Annotated in this window: 13 protein-coding genes and 2 pseudogenes; 8 read left to right on the top strand and 7 right to left on the bottom strand. The window is 71.0% G+C overall.

All coding sequences use genetic code 11. The features are described 5' to 3' along the window. The 5 genes and pseudogenes from ACWDUZ_RS29650 to ACWDUZ_RS29630 all read left to right on the top strand — a co-directional run. A pseudogene (locus ACWDUZ_RS29650) lies at positions 1-164 on the top strand (flavodoxin-dependent (E)-4-hydroxy-3-methylbut-2-enyl-diphosphate synthase); the annotation flags it as partial. A 30-nt stretch (positions 165-194) separates the two neighbouring features. After that, entirely contained in the window at positions 195-2,147 is a 1,953-nt protein-coding gene (gene dxs / locus ACWDUZ_RS29645; protein WP_451634861.1) for a 1-deoxy-D-xylulose-5-phosphate synthase, read from the top strand. After that, positions 2,144-3,526, top strand: coding sequence for an aspartate aminotransferase family protein (locus ACWDUZ_RS29640; RefSeq protein ID WP_451634860.1), 1,383 nt, complete (start codon positions 2,144-2,146; stop codon positions 3,524-3,526). Before dxs ends, ACWDUZ_RS29640 begins: the two co-directional genes overlap by 4 nt. Positions 3,527-3,692: 166 nt before the next feature. Continuing rightward, complete coding sequence (locus ACWDUZ_RS29635; RefSeq protein ID WP_451634859.1) at positions 3,693-4,316, top strand: helix-turn-helix domain-containing protein; 624 nt, start codon at positions 3,693-3,695, stop codon at positions 4,314-4,316. Beyond that, positions 4,313-4,432, top strand: coding sequence for a DUF6126 family protein (locus ACWDUZ_RS29630; RefSeq protein WP_451634858.1), 120 nt, complete (start codon positions 4,313-4,315; stop codon positions 4,430-4,432). The genes ACWDUZ_RS29635 and ACWDUZ_RS29630 overlap by 4 nt, the downstream gene beginning before the upstream one ends. Before the next feature lie 31 nt (positions 4,433-4,463). Here ACWDUZ_RS29630 and ACWDUZ_RS29625 read toward each other — a convergent pair whose 3' ends face one another. After that, positions 4,464-5,261 (bottom strand): tyrosine-protein phosphatase, encoded by a 798-nt coding sequence (locus ACWDUZ_RS29625; RefSeq protein WP_451634857.1) that lies wholly within the window; start codon positions 5,259-5,261, stop codon positions 4,464-4,466. Between the two features lie 244 nt (positions 5,262-5,505). On the opposite strand from ACWDUZ_RS29625, the gene ACWDUZ_RS29620 reads away from it, so the two are divergent. Continuing rightward, positions 5,506-6,291, top strand: coding sequence for an SGNH/GDSL hydrolase family protein (locus ACWDUZ_RS29620; RefSeq protein WP_451634868.1), 786 nt, complete (start codon positions 5,506-5,508; stop codon positions 6,289-6,291). Between the two features lie 147 nt (positions 6,292-6,438). Here ACWDUZ_RS29620 and ACWDUZ_RS29615 read toward each other — a convergent pair. Next, a pseudogene (locus tag ACWDUZ_RS29615) lies at positions 6,439-7,041 on the bottom strand (TetR family transcriptional regulator C-terminal domain-containing protein). Positions 7,042-7,300: 259 nt separating this feature from the next. Between ACWDUZ_RS29615 and ACWDUZ_RS29610 the strand changes: the two are divergent. Then, positions 7,301-8,485: an MBL fold metallo-hydrolase gene (locus tag ACWDUZ_RS29610; RefSeq protein ID WP_451634856.1), complete on the top strand. Its 1,185-nt coding sequence runs from the start codon at positions 7,301-7,303 to the stop codon at positions 8,483-8,485. Positions 8,486-9,051: 566 nt separating this feature from the next. Here the strand turns inward: ACWDUZ_RS29610 and ACWDUZ_RS29605 are convergent. Continuing rightward, positions 9,052-11,364, bottom strand: a complete 2,313-nt coding sequence (locus ACWDUZ_RS29605; protein WP_451634855.1) for a hypothetical protein — start codon at positions 11,362-11,364, stop codon at positions 9,052-9,054. 209 nt (positions 11,365-11,573) lie between these two features. On the opposite strand from ACWDUZ_RS29605, the gene ACWDUZ_RS29600 reads away from it, so the two are divergent. Beyond that, positions 11,574-12,083 carry a hypothetical protein gene (locus ACWDUZ_RS29600; protein ID WP_451634854.1) on the top strand — a complete coding sequence of 170 codons (510 nt, stop codon included), beginning with the start codon at positions 11,574-11,576 and terminating at the stop codon, positions 12,081-12,083. Between the two features lie 78 nt (positions 12,084-12,161). Here the strand turns inward: ACWDUZ_RS29600 and ACWDUZ_RS29595 are convergent, their stop codons facing one another. The 4 genes from ACWDUZ_RS29595 to ACWDUZ_RS29580 form a co-directional block, all read right to left on the bottom strand. Further along, entirely contained in the window at positions 12,162-13,688 is a 1,527-nt protein-coding gene (locus tag ACWDUZ_RS29595; RefSeq protein ID WP_451634853.1) for an MFS transporter, read from the bottom strand. Between the two features lie 52 nt (positions 13,689-13,740). Continuing rightward, the gene (locus ACWDUZ_RS29590; RefSeq protein WP_451634852.1) at positions 13,741-14,097 is read right to left on the bottom strand and encodes a PRC-barrel domain-containing protein; all 357 of its coding nucleotides are present in this window, start codon (positions 14,095-14,097) and stop codon (positions 13,741-13,743) included. Positions 14,098-14,439: 342 nt separating this feature from the next. Then, positions 14,440-15,963 (bottom strand): chitinase, encoded by a 1,524-nt coding sequence (locus tag ACWDUZ_RS29585; protein ID WP_451634851.1) that lies wholly within the window; start codon positions 15,961-15,963, stop codon positions 14,440-14,442. Between the two features lie 234 nt (positions 15,964-16,197). Beyond that, entirely contained in the window at positions 16,198-17,220 is a 1,023-nt protein-coding gene (locus tag ACWDUZ_RS29580) for an acetamidase/formamidase family protein (RefSeq protein ID WP_451634850.1), read from the bottom strand. Positions 17,221-17,223 lie beyond the last annotated feature (3 nt).

Here is a 17,223-nt window from a genome sequence, read left to right as displayed (position 1 = left end):
AGGGGCAGATCTTCGTCAAGGGCGAGGTCATCAAGACCGTCCCCGAGTCGAAGATCGTGGAGACCCTGATCGAGGAGGCCATGAAGATCGCCGAGGAGACGGAGCGGAACAAGGTCGCGGGCGCCCCCACCGTCATGGGGACACCGACAGTGACAGTGAGTTGATACACGGCACGGACCGAGAGGGGGCCCTGCGTGACCATTCTGGAGAGCATCCGGGGACCACGCGACCTGAAGGCGCTGTCCGAGGCGGAGATCGGGGAACTGTCCGACGAGATACGTGACTTCCTGGTGCACGCGGTAGCCAGGACCGGGGGTCACCTCGGGCCCAACCTGGGGGTGGTGGAACTCGCCATCGCACTGCACCGGGTCTTCGAGTCGCCGGTGGACCGGATCCTGTGGGACACCGGTCATCAGAGTTATGTGCACAAATTGCTGACGGGACGTCAGGACTTCTCCAAGCTGCGCGGAAAGGGAGGCCTGTCCGGCTATCCCTCGCGCGAGGAGTCCGAGCACGACATCATCGAGAACAGTCACGCCTCCACCGCCCTGGGCTGGGCCGACGGACTCGCCAAGGCGCGCCAGGTGCAGGGGGAGAAGGGCCACGTCGTGGCCGTGATCGGGGACGGCGCGCTGACCGGCGGCATGGCCTGGGAGGCGCTCAACAACATCGCGGCCGCCCGGGACCGGCCCCTGATCATCGTCGTCAACGACAACGAGCGGTCGTACGCGCCGACCATCGGCGGCCTCGCCAACCACCTGGCCACCCTGCGCACCACCGACGGCTACGAGAAGGTCCTGGCCTGGGGGAAGGACGTCCTGCAGCGCACCCCCGTCGTCGGCAACACGATCTACGAGTCACTGCACGGCGCCAAGAAGGGCTTCAAGGACGCCTTTGCCCCGCAGGGCATGTTCGAGGACCTGGGCCTGAAGTACCTCGGTCCGATCGACGGGCACGACGTGCGGGCCGTCGAGTCGGCGCTGCGCCGCGCCAAACGCTTCCACGGGCCGGTGCTCGTGCACTGCCTCACCGAGAAGGGGCGCGGCTACGAACCCGCCCTGGCCGACGAGGAGGACCACTTCCACACCGTGGGAGTGATGGACCCGCTCACCTGCGAACCGCTCGTCCCGTCCAGCGGCCCCTCCTGGACCTCCGTGTTCGGCGACGAGATCGCGAAGATCGGCGAGGAGCGCGACGACGTCGTGGCGATCACCGCCGCCATGCTGCACCCGGTGGGCCTGGGCAAGTTCGCCGAGCGCTTCCCGGACCGGGTGTGGGACGTCGGCATCGCCGAACAGCACGCCGCCGTCTCCGCGGCGGGCCTGGCCACCGGGGGCCTGCACCCGGTCGTCGCGGTGTACGCCACCTTCCTCAACCGCGCCTTCGACCAGTTGCTCATGGACGTGGCGCTGCACCGCTGCGGAGTCACCTTCGTCCTGGACCGGGCCGGCGTGACAGGCGTCGACGGGCCCTCCCACAACGGCATGTGGGACATGTCCGTGCTCCAGGTCGTGCCGGGCCTGAGGATCGCCGCGCCGCGCGACGCCGACCAGCTGCGCGCCCAGCTGCGCGAGGCCGTCGCCGTGGACGACGCACCGACGCTGGTGCGCTTCCCGAAGGAGACGGTCGGCCCCGACATCCCGGCCGTGGACCACGTGGGCAGCATGGACGTCCTGCACCGCGCGGAGCGGTCCGACGTGCTGCTGGTGGCCGTCGGCGTGATGGCACCGGTGTGCCTCCAGGCCGCCGAGCTGCTCCAGGCGCGTGGCGTCGGCTGCACGGTCGTCGACCCGCGCTGGGTCAAGCCGGTGGACCCGGCGCTGCCGGGGCTGGCCGCCGAGCACCGGCTGGTGGCCGTCGTGGAGGACAACAGCCGGGCGGCCGGGGTGGGCTCCGCGGTCGCCCTGGCGCTGGGCGACGCCGACGTGGACGTACCGGTACGGCGGTTCGGCATCCCCGAGCAGTTCCTGGCGCACGCCAAGCGCGGGGAGGTGCTGGCCGACATCGGCCTCACGCCGGTCGAGATCGCCGGACGGATCAGCGCGAGCCTGGCGGTGACGGACGCGGCCGGCGCCAGGCCGAAGCGTACGGTCCCGGCCCAGCAGAGCGCCCCGGCCGTCACGGCAGTCAAGGAGAAGACTGAATGACCACGGAGTTCGACCTCGGCGCCCTGCTGGCCGAGCGCGGCGCCGAGCGCTACGAGCTGCACGCCAAGCACCTGAACCACCAACTGCCGCGCATGCTGCACACCATCGGCTTCGACAAGGTCTACGAGCGGGCGGAGGGCGCCCACTTCTGGGACGCCGAGGGCAACGACTATCTGGACATGCTCGCCGGGTTCGGGGTGATGGGCCTGGGGCGGCACCACCCCGTGGTGCGCAAGGCGCTGCACGACGTCCTGGACGCCTCGCTCGCCGATCTGACCCGCTTCGACTGCCAGCCGCTGCCCGGGCTGCTGGCGGAGCGGCTGCTGACCCACAGCCCGCACCTGGACCGGGTGTTCTTCGGCAACAGCGGGACGGAGGCGGTGGAGACCGCGCTGAAGTTCGCCCGCCGCGCCACGGGCAAGCCGCGGATCCTGTACTGCGAGCACTCCTTCCACGGCCTGACCACCGGCTCCCTGTCGGTGAACGGCGAGGAAGGCTTCCGGGAGGGCTTCGCCCCGCTGCTGCCCGACACCGCCGTCCCGCTCGGCGACCTCGACGCGCTCGCCCGGGAGCTGAAGAGGGGCGACGTGGCCGCCCTGATCGTCGAGCCGATCCAGGGCAAGGGCGTGCACGAGGCCCCGCCCGGCTATCTGCGCGCCGCCCAGGAGCTGCTGCACAAGCACAAGGCGCTGCTCATCGCCGACGAGGTGCAGACCGGTCTCGGCCGCACCGGCGACTTCTACGCCTACCAGCACGAGGACGGCGTCGAGCCGGACCTGGTGTGCGTGGCCAAGGCGCTCTCCGGCGGATATGTGCCGGTCAGCGCAACCCTCGGAAGGGACTGGATCTTCAAGAAGGTCTTCTCCTCGATCGACCGGGTGCTGATCCACTCGGCCAGCTTCGGGTCCAACGCCCAGGCCATGGCTGCGGGGCTCGCGGTGCTGTCGGTGATGGAGAACGAGCAGATCGTGGCCAACGCGCGGGCCACCGGCGAGCTGCTGAAGTCCCGGCTGGCGGCACTGGTCGGCCGCTACGAGCTGCTCGCCGACGTGCGCGGCCGGGGCCTGATGATCGGCATCGAGTTCGGCCGGCCGAAGTCACTGAAGCTGCGCGGCCGGTGGACCATGCTCCAGGCCGCCCGCAAGGGCCTGTTCGCGCAGATGGTGGTCGTGCCGCTGCTCCAGCGGCACCGGATCCTCACCCAGGTCTCCGGGGACCACCTCGAGGTGATCAAACTGATCCCGCCGCTGGTCATCGGGGAGGCGGACGTCGAGCGGTTCATGGACGCCTTCACCGCCGTGATGGACGACGCACACGGCGGCGGACTGATGTGGGACTTCGGAAAGACGCTGGTCAAGCAGGCGGTCGCCAACCGGTAGGCACTGCGGCTCAGGCCCCTGTGGTCACACTCCCGCCCGCCCTGGGGGCGGGAGTGTGACGACAGGGGCCCGGCCAGGGCTCGGGCGGTACGGACCCGGTTCCTTCCGAGTTTGCCCCTCAGGCAAGAAATTTGCCTGAGGGGCAAGAGTGCGGCTCAATGGAGCCATGAGCTCCCCCGACTCCGGGCCCCCGGAGGGGCAGGCGCAGAGCCTGCCCGCCGTGGCGCCCCAGCTGCGGGCGCTGCGCCGACGCGCCTCTCTCACCCTGGAGGCCGCGGCACGCGCCGCCGGGCTGTCGCCCGCCCACCTCTCCCGCCTGGAGACCGGGCAGCGCCAGCCCTCACTGCCGATGCTGCTCGCGCTGGCCCGTATCTACGGTACGACGGTCTCCGAACTGCTCGGCGAGACGGTGGCCGACCGTGACGCGATCGTCCGCGTCGCGGACATGGAACCCACCGAGGCCGGCGGCTGGACCTACTGGCAGGCCGGCTCACCCGGCCGCGGGATGCAGGCGCTGCGGGTCCGTGTCCCGCAGCGCTCCCAGGGCGACATCGTGCGCGTGCACCCCGGCGAGGAGTGGCTCTACGTCCTCAAGGGACGGCTGCGGCTGCGCCTGGGCGACACAACGTACCTGCTCTCGCCCGGCGACAGCGCGCACTTCGACTCGCTGACCCCGCACCGTATCGCCGCCGAGGACCCCGACGGACTCGAACTGCTGTTCGTCCACACCCTGCTGCAGAGTCCCACCGCCACGCTGTGCCTGGGCCCTCACATAGGAGAGACGCCATGAGCAACATGGAAGACAAGTTTCCGCGCGCCCTGTGGGTCCGCCTGATCATCTACATCGCCGTCGGGCACCTGTTCGCCGCGTTCATCTGGCTGCTGTTCGAGATCGGCGCCAAGTAGCCGCCACGGGGCGCGGCCGCGCGGCAGCGACTCAGTCCAGCAGCCGCGCCCGCAGCCGCTCCCGGGTCTCGGGGGCGAGCCGCAGCCCCCGCTCCAGGTAGGCGTCGACGCCACCCCAGGTCTCCTCCATGGTCTCCATGGCCGCCGTCAGGTACTCGGCGCGGGCGTCGAAGAGCGGGTCGAGCAGCTCCATGACCTCGGGGGAGTAGGCCGAGGACGAGGTGCTGCTGCGGTGCACCTTGTAGCGGCGGTGCTTGGCACTGGACTCCAGGTAGTCCGCCACGATCGCGTCCCGCTCCACGCCCAGGGCGAGCAGGGTCACGGCGATCGAGAGACCGGCACGGTCCTTGCCTGCGGCGCAGTGCATCAGGGCCGGCACGCTGTCCTCCGCGAGCGCGTGCAGCACCTGGGAGTGCTCGCCGGTGCGCTCCTTGATGATGGTGCGGTAGGAGGCGACCATTCGGGCCACGCCCTTGCCGTCCGCGAGGATCCCCCGCAGCTGGTCGAGGTCGCCGTCGCGGACCATCTTCCAGAACTCGGCGCCGTCCGCCGGATCGCTCAGTGGCACGCCCACGTTGCGCACGCCGGGCAGCTCGACGTCGGGCCCGTCGAGCTTCTTGTCGGCCGCGTTGCGGAAGTCGAAGATCGTGTGCAGGCCCAGGGAGGCGAGGAAGGCCGCGTCCTCCTCGGTCGCGTGAGCCAGGTGGCCGCTGCGGAACAGCATCCCGTTCCGCACCCTGCGTCCGTCCACGGTCGGCAGCCCGCCCACATCACGGAAGTTGCGCACACCGGCCAGCTCCGGCTCGGTCGACGGGACCTGCTGCGTCACGGGGACTCCTCCCTCTCGGCCCCGCCGTCACCGTTCGCCGGCGGGCACGGCTTCGACGATACGACACGGCTTCCTGGGGCAACGAGGTGTCCCCGGGCCCCCGGTCAGGTATTCCCGGCCGGGCACCGAAGACGGAGTGGCTTTTCTCACCGCCCGTCAACCCTTGCCTACGGTCGCGTAGGTCACATTCCAAGGGGAATGATGGGCCGACGTGGCAGACGATTCGAAGAGTGACAGCAGATCAGTGATCGGGTCGTACGTGGCGGTGGGGGACAGCTTCACCGAGGGCGTCGGCGACCCCGGCCCCGACGGGGCGTTCGTCGGCTGGGCCGACCGGTTCGCCGTCCTGCTCGCCGACCGGCGGCCCGAGGGCGACTTCCAATACACCAACCTCGCCGTGCGCGGAAAGCTGCTCGACCAGATCGTGGCGGAGCAGGTCCCGCGGGCCGTCGAACTCGCCCCCGACCTGGTCACGTTCAGCGCGGGCGGCAACGACATCATCCGCCCCGGCACGGACCCGGACGACGTGGCGGAACGCTTCGAGAAGGCGGTCGCCCGGCTCGCCTCGGCCGCCGGCACCGTCATGGTGACGACCGGCTTCGACACCCGGGGCGTGCCCGTGCTCAAGCACCTGCGCGGCAAGATCGCCACCTACAACGGCCACGTACGGGCCATCGCCGACCGCTACGGCTGCCCCGTGCTCGACCTGTGGTCCCTGCGGGCCGTCCAGGACCGCCGCGCCTGGGACGAGGACCGGTTGCACCTCTCACCCGAGGGACACACCCGCGTGGCCCTGCGCGCCGGCCAGCTCCTCCATCTCGACGTCCCCGCCGACCCGGAGCAGCCCTGGCCGCCGCTGCCGCCCCGCGGCACCCTGGAGATCCGCCGCGACGACGTGCACTGGGCGCGGGAGTACCTGGTGCCGTGGATCGGCCGCCGCCTGCGAGGGCAGTCGTCGGGCGACCATGTGACGGCCAAGGGCACGCTGTCCCCGGACGACATCAGGACGCGGATCGCACCGGTGGCCTGACGGACACGGCCGCAAGGCGGGTGTGCCGGGGCGGGACAGGGCACCCGGGCCCGGCCCGCCCCTGCCACGCCGCACCACCTGCGCCGTCCCGGCCTCGCGCGACGCTGTCGGCCGCACCGTCACCCCGTGGCGGTGTCGGCCGTACCGTCACCGTATGACGGACGCAGTCAACGCCTCCCGCTCCAGACCGAGTTCGCGGGCGAGCGCCTCGTCCACCCACTCCCGGGCCCGGGCCCGGGACACCGTGCCCCCGTAGGACGTCAGTTGTACGGCCGGTCCGTCGAGCAGGGCCGTCAGACGCAGGGCCGTGGCCGCCGGGTCCGGGCACCGGAACCCGCCGGCCGCCACCCCGTCGGCGACGACGTCGGCGACGGCCGCCTTCCACTGCCGGTCGAGATGGCGTGCGACGTCCCGCAGAGCGGGCTCGCGCAGCGCGGCCGCCCAGCCCTCGATCCACAGCCGTTATCCCTTGGCCGTACCGGTGGGCGCGTACCAGCGCACGGCGGCCCGCAGCCGGCGCAGCGCCGTGATACGCCGGCCGAGCAACTCGCGCAGCCGGGCGAGGTCGTCCTCGGCCGCGTGCGCGAACGCGGCGGCGACCAGCTTCTCCTTCGTCGAGAAGTGGTAGAGGACCAGTGCGTTGCTCACCCCCAGCACCGAGGCCACGTCGGAGATCCGTACCGCCGCCACACCGCGCGCCTCGATCTGCCCGATGGCCGCACGCAGCAGTTCCTCGCGCCGCTCGGCCACGCTCAACCGCACTCTCGCCACGCGGTCACCTCAGTGGCTCCTGACCCGGAGGAAATGCGCGCGCGAGACCCGGCCGGAGACGAGCGCGGAGCGCGGGCGGCGGACGGGACGCAGCGCGGAACGCGGGGCAACGGGCGGGACGGAGAGCGGAAACGGACGACGTCCGGCCGCCCGCGGCGATTCGGCGCCCCGGCCCCGGCCGGGCCGTCGGAGGGTCCCTTCATAATGGAAGGCCTCACCGACTCCATTGGGAGGCACCGTGGCCGGCATCCGATCCCTGAGCTCCGGACTGCGTGCGCTGGGGCCCCCGGCCTTCGGCGCGGACCCCGACGGAGAGCGCATGGCGCGCATCCGTCGGTCCCCCCACTTCAAGGACGGCGTCTTCCAGAACCCCGGAGGCGCCGCGCGGATCCGGCCCTCCGGCTCGATGCTGGACTTCGCCAAGGTCTACTTCGACAAGGAGCAGCGCCCGCACCGCTCCCCGCGGGGCCCCGTACCGGTGCACCCGACCACGTTCGCCGACCTCGCCCGGCCCCCGGCGACGGGCCTGCGCCTGACCTGGCTCGGGCACTCCAGCGTCCTCGCGGAGATCGACGGCCACCGGGTGCTCTTCGACCCGGTGTGGGGCGAGCGCTGCTCCCCGTTCCCCTTCGCCGGCCCCCGCCGTCTGCATCCGGTTCCCCTGCCGCCGGCGGCCCTCGGCCCGGTCGACGTGGTCGTCGTCTCGCACGACCACTACGACCATCTGGACATGCCCACCATCAAGGAACTGGCCGGCACGGACACGGTCTTCGCCGTGCCGCTCGGCGTCGGCGCCCACCTCGAACACTGGGGCGTGTCCGCGGACCGACTGCGCGAACTCGACTGGCACGAGTCGGCCGAGGTCGGTGGGCTCACCCTGACCGCCACGCCGGCCCGCCACTTCTGTGGCCGCGGCCTGCGCAACACCCAGCACACACTGTGGGCGTCCTGGGTCGTCGCGGGCGAGGAGCACCGCGTCTACCACAGCGGTGACACCGGCTACTTCGACGGCTTCCAGCACATCGGCGCCGAGCACGGCCCCTTCGACGCCACGATGATCCAGCTGGGCGCGTACTCCGACTTCTGGCCCGACATCCACATGACCCCGAAGGAGGCACTGCGCGCCCACCTCGACCTCCAGGGCGGTGAGCCGCGCGGCGCTCTCCTGCCCATCCACTGGGCCACCTTCAACCTCGCCCCGCATCCCTGGGCCGAGCCGGGGGAGTGGACGCTGGCCGCGGCCGGTGCGGTCGGACAGGCGGTCGCTCTGCCCGTTCCAGGCCGGCCCTTCGAGCCTGCCGGCGACCTGCCGGCGCGTCCTTGGTGGCGGGACGTGTCCTTGCCGCTCAGCCGCGAGTGGCCGGTTCCGGAGATCCTGCCGGCCGCGTCACGCGAAGATCTGGATCTCGTGGGCGAGGGATGAGCGCGGGGGAGCTGCGGCGCCCGACGGAAATCCTCGCCGCCGTCTCGGAGGCCGAGCGAGAGCCGGTCCTGCGGGTCGTCGACGGGCCGGTGCGCCGGCAGATCCAGGAACGGGCCTCCGAGTTCCGGCCGCCGCCCACGGACAGCGCACCACCGCCGAAGGCTGTCGCAACCGGCTGGAGCAGTGGCGCGGCCCGGCCACACGATGCGACGACCTCGCCATCGCCGACCAGACCGCACTCACCTCGCCGCCGTGCCCGTCCGGGCACCGCGCCGACCGTGGCCAGCGGGTGTCAACAGTTTCGGTAGGGGTCTCGAAATCTTTCTGGCTGGTGAATTTTGCCGGTGAGATCGTAGTGCCTGGTCAAAGGCTATTTCTCGCGATCTGACCGGCGTTCTCTTTCGGGCAGGGCAAGGAGTTGCGCACCTGACGGATCGTCGACTGGTCTTGGGCTTCGAAAGTTTCGAGAGCCACTTGCGGCCGGCGGACGCGGTGGCACGGCAACGCGAGGGGCCCGCACGCCGGCTGCGTGCGGGCCCCAGGGTGGTGTTCCCTCGCCGGGGGAACTACTCCCGGGCGGTCTTCCGGCGCCGCATCCACCACAGCAGGGCTCCGCCGGCCACGGCGAGTACCGCGGCGATGCCGCTGATCAGGCCGATCGGGGCGTCGTTGCCGGTGTGGGCGAGGTCGCCGCCCGGCTCGCCGGGCGCGGGGGCCTGGGAGGTGGGGGCGCCGGCGCTCGGTGCCGGGGTGGGGGTGCTGCCGCCCTGACCGCTGTGGGTCGGGGAGGGCGTCGGTGCGGTGGTGTGCGACGGGGTGGGCGTCGGCGGTTCCCCACCACCGCCGCCGGTGTCATCGGCGGCGGTGGTGCCACCGAGGATCAGGCGTCCCTTCGCGTCGGTGTCGTCGGTGAGGGTCCGCACGCCGGTCTGCGTCTGCCGGGGCAGATAGCGGTGCTCGGCGGTGAAGCGGGCCTTGCTGACGTTCTGCTTGGGCTGCTTGCTCATGTCGACGCCGCCCACGATGTAGATCTGCGTGGTGCCGTTCGCGGGGATGTCGTACTGGAACTCGCCGTGCGTGTAGATGTAGCGGTACTTCTGGAACAGGGCCTCGCGGGTCCAGTTCTGGTTGGGGGCGCGCAGCGGCCAGCGGGAGACGTCACCACTGTCGATGATCTTGTGGTAGTCGGTGGGCGACTTGGCGTCCTGCTGGCGGATGTACTCGGCCGCGACCCGGGCGGTGTAGACGCGCCGCAGATCCGCGTACTGGGGCGCGGTGTTGATGGTCTTCTCCACCGCGGGCACGATCATGCGGTCGATGACGCGCTGGGCCGCCTCGGTCTCCGCCTCGTCCGGCGTGCAGATCGGTTCGCCGGGGCCCGGGGTGCGCGTGGTCTGCGCGGTCGACTTCAGGCGCAGCGGGGTGTCGAGGATGTAGATCCCGCCGTCCTGCTCGCGGACCTGCGCGGTCTTCGGCTCGATCCAGTTGCGCAGACCGGGCATGCACGGGCGGCCGTTCTCCTTGGGCAGGGCCGCCCAGTACCGCTTGCCCAGGTCGGTCCTGGGGTCCATGGCCTTGTAGAAGTCGTGCTTCATCTGGAGGTCGGCCTCCAGGAGCACGCGACCGGCGTCGGTCCTGCCGAACTTCGCGTCCATGATGCGGTCGGGCTCGTCCGGGTTGAGGTTGACCCAGAACTTGTCGGGGGTCAGGGCCAGCCAGGTGAAGAACGCGTCGGAGATGAGCTGGGCCTTCGCCTTGCCGCCCCAGCCGGACCGCTCGCTGGGATCCTCCTTCGCGTCGAACGCGAAGTCGACGCCCTTGCCCTTGACCGGCTTGCCGATGTACTTCAGGTCCAAGGTGGAGAAGTCCACACCGCCGGGGCCGCGCGGAAGACCGCCCGGATTGGCCATCCGGGTGCGCTCCAGCTGCCGCGCCATGTCCGCCGGAGTCGGCCGGGACTGGCGGATGAGGTCGGTGGCGCCGCCCCGGCTGCTGCCGGACCGGCCGGGTGGCTGCAACAGGTTGCTCGTCGCCCGCTGGCCGCCCTTCGGGGCGAGTTCCACGCGGTCGGAGCGGTAGTTGTACTCGGTGACCCGGTTGCCGCCGGCGGTCTGCCTCAGCTCTCGCAGGAAGTTCTTCGCGTCGCTCTTCTGCTCCTCGGCGAAGACATACTTCATCCGGGAGTCCTTCCAGGCGGGGTCCTTGGCCCACGCCCGGTCCTTGGGTATCCGCTCCCGCTCCGGGGAGCCGTTGGACTTGATCTCCAGGATCTGCTTCGTCCGCGTGTTGTAGGCGTCGAGCTTGCGCCGGTAGGTCTTGCCGGTGTCGGGGTCCTTGAACTCGACCTCCTTCTGGCAGATCCAGTCCGGTCCGACCAGCCCGTGGTCCTTGATCACCTTGCGTTCGAAAGCGTAACCCCGCGGGTAGTTCCCGGAGTTGGTGATGTACTTGGCGTCACGCCAGTCCGTGAACTTCGCCCACGCGCTGGGGTTCTTCTTCCTGGCCTGGAGCCAGGACCACCAGATCCGGTCGACCGGCTTGGACTTCGGAGGCTGCTTCGCCAGCTTGTCCAGCCGGTCGATGTCCTCCTGGGACGGGCCCTGGAGGCCGTCCCACTGCTTGGCCGGGTTGACGTACTCGTAGGTGTCCCACTGGGACTTGGCGCGGGAGGCGTCGAACCGCGGCAGCGGGACGGTCGGGCTGGTGCCGCTGGGCAGGCCGTACATCTCGTCGCAGCGCTTGCCCGGATCCAGCGGCTTGGGCGCCGGAGCGGCCTGCGCGGACGTCAGGCCGGTGACGGCCACGACGGATGCGCACAGCAGAGTGAGCGAGGAGCGGCCCAGAGCGCGCAGTCGCCCTGTTCTGGTCGATAAAGTCACGATGCGTGTGTCCCCCTGGGGGCCCAGCGAGGCAGGGCTCTGTGGCGTCAGGGGCCCCCGTGCTGTGTGTGACGTCGCAGAGCAACCCCTACCTTAAGAAGTTCCTGTGTGCGGGAGTCGCCGACCCGTTCGACGCGTACACGGTCAACTCGGTTCGTTCGCAGGACCGTTACAAGGGCGATTCCCGGCGGAGGCTACGGTCGGTTGTCATGACCGAAGAGGAGTACGAGAGCCTGCGGGAGCTGGACCGGCTGCGGTCGGACAATCCGCTGCTGAACGGCTGGCTGGAGTCGATGCGGAAGAAGTTCCCGGCCTGGAGCGAACGCCACAACGGTGGCTGGGACTTCGCGCCGGCGTCCATCGGACGCCTTCAGGAGCTGGTGCGGAACGTCTACGACGGCAGCTGCGCGAGGGCGGACGCCGACAAGGGCGGCGACTTTCTCCAGGTCGCCTCCTGGTATCTGGGGGAGGTCCACAACCGGCACTACGGGTCGGTGTGGCAGTGGCACCCGGACTCGCTCACGGTCGATCCGCCCGTCCACCCGTTCGTCATCCAGCCGTTCGAGCGGCTGGAGGAGTTCCCCGACGAGGACGGCGTCGAGGAGGACGGCCGCCCCGTGTACACGCCGGTGGACCGGCTGTGCGGGTTCATGCTCCCGGGCCAGGGGGACCTGGTCGAGGACACGCTGATCCACGTACCGCCTTCGGACCGCCCTTGAGGCCGCAGGACCGCTCGTGCGGGGTCCGTGCCTGTGGTTCCGGAGCCGTCTCGCGCCGGTCGGCCGGTCCGTGGACCCTCAGGCCGCTTCCCGGTCGGCGCGGTGGAGAGCCTCGGAAACGGTGATCAGTTCGCGCTGTTCCCGCTCGGAGCCCACCATCGGCTGAGAGCCGTTGAGCGGCACCTGGGCGCTCTCCGGCAGGAACTTCACGGTCAGCAGGCCGACGGCGCCGGCCAGCATCAGGTAGTAGGCGGGCATCATGGCGTCACCCGTGCCGTTGACCAGGGCCGCGGTGACCAGCGGGGTGGTGCCGCCGAACGCGGCGACGGCGAAGTTGAAGCCGATGCCCATCGCCGCGTAGCGGACGGCGGTCGGGAAGAGCGCGGGCAGGGTCGCGGCGCTGGGCGCGGCGAAGCAGGCCAGCAGGGAGGACAGGATCAGCACGCCGAGGACCGGCGGCCAGGTGCCGTGCATCCTGATCAGCAGGAAGGCGGGGACGGAGAGGACGATCATAGCGGCGGCCGCCACCGCGTAGACGGGGCGGCGGCCCACGTGGTCGCTGAGCCGGCCGATGAAGGTGATCAGCAGCACGATCCAGACCATGCCCACCAGCACCAGGAGGTCCGCGGAGCCGCTGGAGCGGTGCAGGGTCTCCGTCTGGTAGGTGGGCAGATAGCCGGTCACCATGTAGTTGGTGACGTTGTACAGCAGCACGATGCCCATGCAGACGAGCAACGCCTCCCAGTGGTTCTTGACGATGGCCCGCAGCTCGCTGCCCGCCGACTTCTGGGCGAGGCTCTTCTCGTGCTCGTCCAGCTGCTGCTGGAAGGCGGGCGACTCCTCCAGCTTCAGCCGCATGTACAGGCCGATGGCGCCCAGCGGCCCGGCGATCAGGAACGGGACGCGCCAGCCCCAGGCGATCATCTGGGTATCGGTCAGAGCGAAGTTGAGCAGGGTGACCAGGGCGGAGCCCAGCGCGTAGCCGACGAAGGTGCCGAAGTCCAGCCAGCTGGAGAGGAAGCCGCGGCGGCGGTCGGGGGAGTACTCGGCCACGAAGGTGGTGGCCCCGCCGTACTCGCCCCCGGTGGAGAAGCCCTGGACCATACGGGCCAGCAGCAGGAGCACCGGCGCCGCCAGGCCGATGCTGGCGTAGCCGGGAATGACGCCGATGCCGAACGTGCCGATCGCCATCATGATCATGGTGGTGGCGAGGACCTTCTGCCGGCCGAGGCGGTCGCCGAGGGGCCCGAACACCAGACCGCCCAGCGGGCGCACCACGAACGCCGCGGCGAAGGTCGCGAAGGAGGAGATCACCTGGGCGCCCGGTGAGGCGCCGGGGAAGAAGACCTTTCCGATGACGGCGGCGAGGTAGCTGTAGACGCCGAAGTCGAACCACTCCATGCAGTTGCCGAGGGCGGAGGCCCCGACCGCGCGCCTGAGCAGCGGCGGCTCCACGATCCGGACGTCCTCCTCGCGCAGGGCGCGTCGGCTCCGGCGGAGCCTGCGGGTCAGCTCCTGACGCACCTGACGGGGCAGGTGCGCGACGGCGTCCCGCAGCCGCTCCGCGCCGAAGGGGCCGCCCTGGCCCTCTGGAGTCACATCCACACCGCGCCGCCCTGCCCGCTCGTCCTGCGACCCTGACGGGTGCCTCGCCCGGTCAGCGGCGGGCCAGACGTCGCTCGCCGGCTGCGCCGGGGTTGTAGGCCAGCTCGTAGTGGCCGAAGACGGCGGGTTCCTCCGTGGCGGGCAGGACGCCGTCGGTGTCGATCGACGGTGCCTGCTTGACCACCTTCTTCGGGTAGGCGACCTTCACGTAGCTCGGGCCGACGGTCGCGCCGATGAGCGGGACGAACGCCAGGCGGCGCCGGGTCGGCACGCCCATCGTGACCGTGGCGAAGAAGGGCTGGTCGGTCGTGGTGTCGACATAGACGGACTCCAGCGTGCCGATCTTTGCGCCGTCCGTATCGACGACGTCGTGTCCGCGCCATTCGCGGATGTCGCCGGCCTCGAACATCACTGACCTCCTGGGGGAGCTGCTCCGGGATCTCCTTCTCGTGTTCCCCGCATGCCGGGCTTCATCGTGGTCCGCGCGGAGGGTCCGTCCGGACGGGTCACAAACCCGTGACCCGGTGGGGCCGGGTGAGGGGCCGCCGGGGCGCCGCCGGCCGCGTCCGGGCCGCCGGAAGCGGGCGAGCGCCCGGAGCCCGCCTCGGGGTGCGGGCTCCGGGCGCTCGCCGGGAAGGCGCCGGCGGTCGTGGGGGAAGGCGCCGGCGCCCCCAGGGGGTGTCCCGTCTCGATCAGATCGAGGCACCCCTTCGGGGGGACGGGAGGAGGTCCCGGGGGAGCGGGCCGCCGGTCAGCAGGGGCCGAGGTCCTGCCAGACGCCCCACTCGCCGGTGGTTCCGGGCTCCTCGCCCAGCGTCCACCACTTGGCCTTCCAGGTGTGGCTCTCGTGGGAGACCGTCTGCCCGCCGGTGTAGATCTCCGTCCTGTCCCAGGGGGCCGCGGTGCACTGGTTGCCGCTGCTGCCGGTGACGGTCAGCGTGTACGTCGCCGAGTGGCTGCCGGCGGGGCCGGCCCCGGTGACGGTCACGGTGTACGTGCCGTTGAGAGCCGCCGAGGTCGTGGAGAGGGTCAGTGTGGAGGAGCCGCCCGCCGTCACGGAGGCCGGGCTGAGGGAGGCGCTGACGCCCGCCGGAACCCCGCTGACGCTGAGGTTCACCGTCTGGGCGCCGCCCCGCGTCACGGCCGTCTTCACCGTGGCGGTGGTGGACCGGCCGGCCGCCACCGAGCCCGAGGCCGGGGCGAGCGCGACCGAGAAGTCGTCGGACGGGGTGGTGCTGCCGCTGGTGAAGGGCTCGAAGATGTGCGAGAAGTCCCAGGTGTTCTGTTGGATGCCGGAGCAGTTGTCCGCGGCCGAACCGCCCGGGCAGCCGCCGTTGTCCCGCTGGAGGGCCCAGAAGGACAGAGTGTTGATGCCCTTGGCGACCGCCCAGTCGTACACGGTGCGGGCGTTGGCCAGGCTGAAGGTCTCGGCCGGCCCGAAGTCGTCCACGCCCGGCATCTCGATGACGCCGATCATGTGCCACAGCTGCGCGGGAGTCTTGCTCGGGTAGAGCGAGGCCAGCGTGTTGTACAGCCCCTGGGCGGCGGTCTGGGTGTCCTTCGCCATGTCGTGGGGTTGGTTGTCGTAGTAGTCGAACGTCATGATGTTCACGACGTCCACCCGGGTGCCGTTGGTCACCGCGTTGCGCAGCACCGCCTCGGCGTTGTCCGCGAGGCCGCTGGTGGTGGTCGGCAGGGTGTAGGAGATCTCGAGCTTGCGGCCGTTGGCCGCCGCCCAGTCCTCGACCATCTTGATGGCCTTGTTGCGCCGGTCGATCCCGGCGGACCTGTCCAGCGAGTCGACCTCGATGTCCATGTCGAGCCGCGCGATGTCGTAGGTGGTGATGACCTTCTCGTACGCGGCGGCGATCTGCGAGACGTCGGTGCAGCTGTCGGCGATCTCGGTGCCGGTGGTGTCGGCGGTGTAGCCGCCGAACGACGGGATGACGTCGCCGCCGGCGGCCTGGATGGCCCTGATGTCACTGCCGAAGGTCGAGGCGGCGATCGGCATGCTCGTGTCGCCGTTCCAGTAGGGCGTGCAGGAGCCCGCGGAGGCCGTCTGCAGGAACGCCATCGTCAGGTGCTTGGCACCGGACTGCGCGGACAGGGCGGCGGGGCTCTCGCCGGTCCATGCCTCGAAGTAGGGGGCGAAGACATGGCTCGGCAGCGGTGTCGCCGCCTGAGCCGTGCCCGTGCTCGTCAGCGCGAGGCCCACCGAGGCCGCGGCCGTGGCGGCCGCGGTCAGGGCCACGCGGAAGGAACGCATGAGTCTCATGTCAGTCCCGGTGTGAGGAGGGGGGTTTCGCCAATTCCCTTACGCAGGGGAATGGTTGGTGTTCTCTGGGATATCGCCCGCTCCCCGGGTGGGTCAATGGTCTGGACCAAAAAGGGACTAGACCATATCCCGGCCCCGGGCCTCCTCCGCCTGAACAGAGCCCACGGGGCCGGGCTGGACCACCTGCGTCACGACATGGTTCGGTGCCCCTCGGCCCTGCCGGGCGCCGGTCGTTCAGCGCTTGCGCAGGTGATCCGCGCCCAGCGCCCGCAGCCGGTCATGGACACCGTCGTAGGCGCGGGCGCGGCCGAGAACGCGCTTGGGCAGCTTCGCGACCATCGTGTACTGGGTGTCGCAGACGTTCGCCGCCGGCGCCAGCCCGGCCTGACTGACCAACTGGTAGGCGTCCAGCTGGTCCAGCCCGAGCAGCTCCGCCGTCCACTGCACCAGGTCGTGCTGGCTGATCCGGAACGCGTCCTCGAGCGGCCGGGCGTGACCCGTGCTCAGCAGGAAGTCGTCGTTCTCCAGCCGTGGCACGGCCGGTGCGCCGCCCTTGACGAGGTCGACGGCCACCACCGTGTGCATGGCGGTCTCCACCGCCGTCCCGCACACCTCACCCTCGCCCTGCCGGGCGTGGCCGTCGCCGATGGCCAGCATGGCGCCCTCCACGTTCACCCCGAAGTAGACCGTGGTTCCGGCACGCACCTCGGGCGTGTCCATGTTGCCGCCGTGGACGCCGGGGGAGATGGACATCAGCCGTTCACCCGCGGCGGGGGCGACACCGACCGTGCCGTGCATCGGGTCCAGCGGCAGGTCCACCGCGAAGTCGCCGCGGGTCGCCTCGAAGCGGCAGGTGCCGGCCTTGGCGTCGATGGCGTAGACCCAGACCTGTTCCTCCAGCGCGGGATGCAGCATGGCCGTCGCGTGGGTGGCCGTCAACGCGCCGAAGTGCGGGAAGGTGCTGGACACACCCCAGTCGCGGCCCGGTGAGATGTCCACGAAGTGCACCGCGAGCGCGTCCCCGGGTTCGGCTCCGGCGACGGCGATGGGCCCGGTGACCGGGTTCAGGTACGGGAACGTGCACACCCGGCTGGGCAGGTCGCCCGCCCCGCGCACCCGGCCGCCGAAGCAGTCCTCGGTGGTCAGCTCCACGATGCTGCCGGGCGCCACGGTCACCACGGGCGACCCGCCGCCGAACGAGTAGGCGTACCGCTCCGGGTCGTCGGGAACGCTGATCACCTGGACGGGCGTGTTCATGCG

It is taken from the genome of Streptomyces sp. NPDC003393, from assembly GCF_053589015.1.
This window is presented reverse-complemented; position numbering and strand designations above follow the sequence as displayed.

What these genes read in the sequence shown, in the direction of transcription:
- ACWDUZ_RS29635 (WP_451634859.1), top strand. Translation starts at nt 3,693, where the DNA reads ATGAGCTCCCCCGACTCCGGGCCCCCGGAGGGGCAGGCGCAGAGCCTG.
- ACWDUZ_RS29590 (WP_451634852.1), bottom strand. Translation starts at nt 14,097, where the DNA reads ATGTTCGAGGCCGGCGACATCCGCGAATGGCGCGGACACGACGTCGTC.
- ACWDUZ_RS29640 (WP_451634860.1), top strand. Translation starts at nt 2,144, where the DNA reads ATGACCACGGAGTTCGACCTCGGCGCCCTGCTGGCCGAGCGCGGCGCC.
- ACWDUZ_RS29600 (WP_451634854.1), top strand. Translation starts at nt 11,574, where the DNA reads ATGACCGAAGAGGAGTACGAGAGCCTGCGGGAGCTGGACCGGCTGCGG.
- ACWDUZ_RS29580 (WP_451634850.1), bottom strand. Translation starts at nt 17,220, where the DNA reads ATGAACACGCCCGTCCAGGTGATCAGCGTTCCCGACGACCCGGAGCGG.
- ACWDUZ_RS29585 (WP_451634851.1), bottom strand. Translation starts at nt 15,963, where the DNA reads ATGAGACTCATGCGTTCCTTCCGCGTGGCCCTGACCGCGGCCGCCACG.
- ACWDUZ_RS29630 (WP_451634858.1), top strand. Translation starts at nt 4,313, where the DNA reads ATGAGCAACATGGAAGACAAGTTTCCGCGCGCCCTGTGGGTCCGCCTG.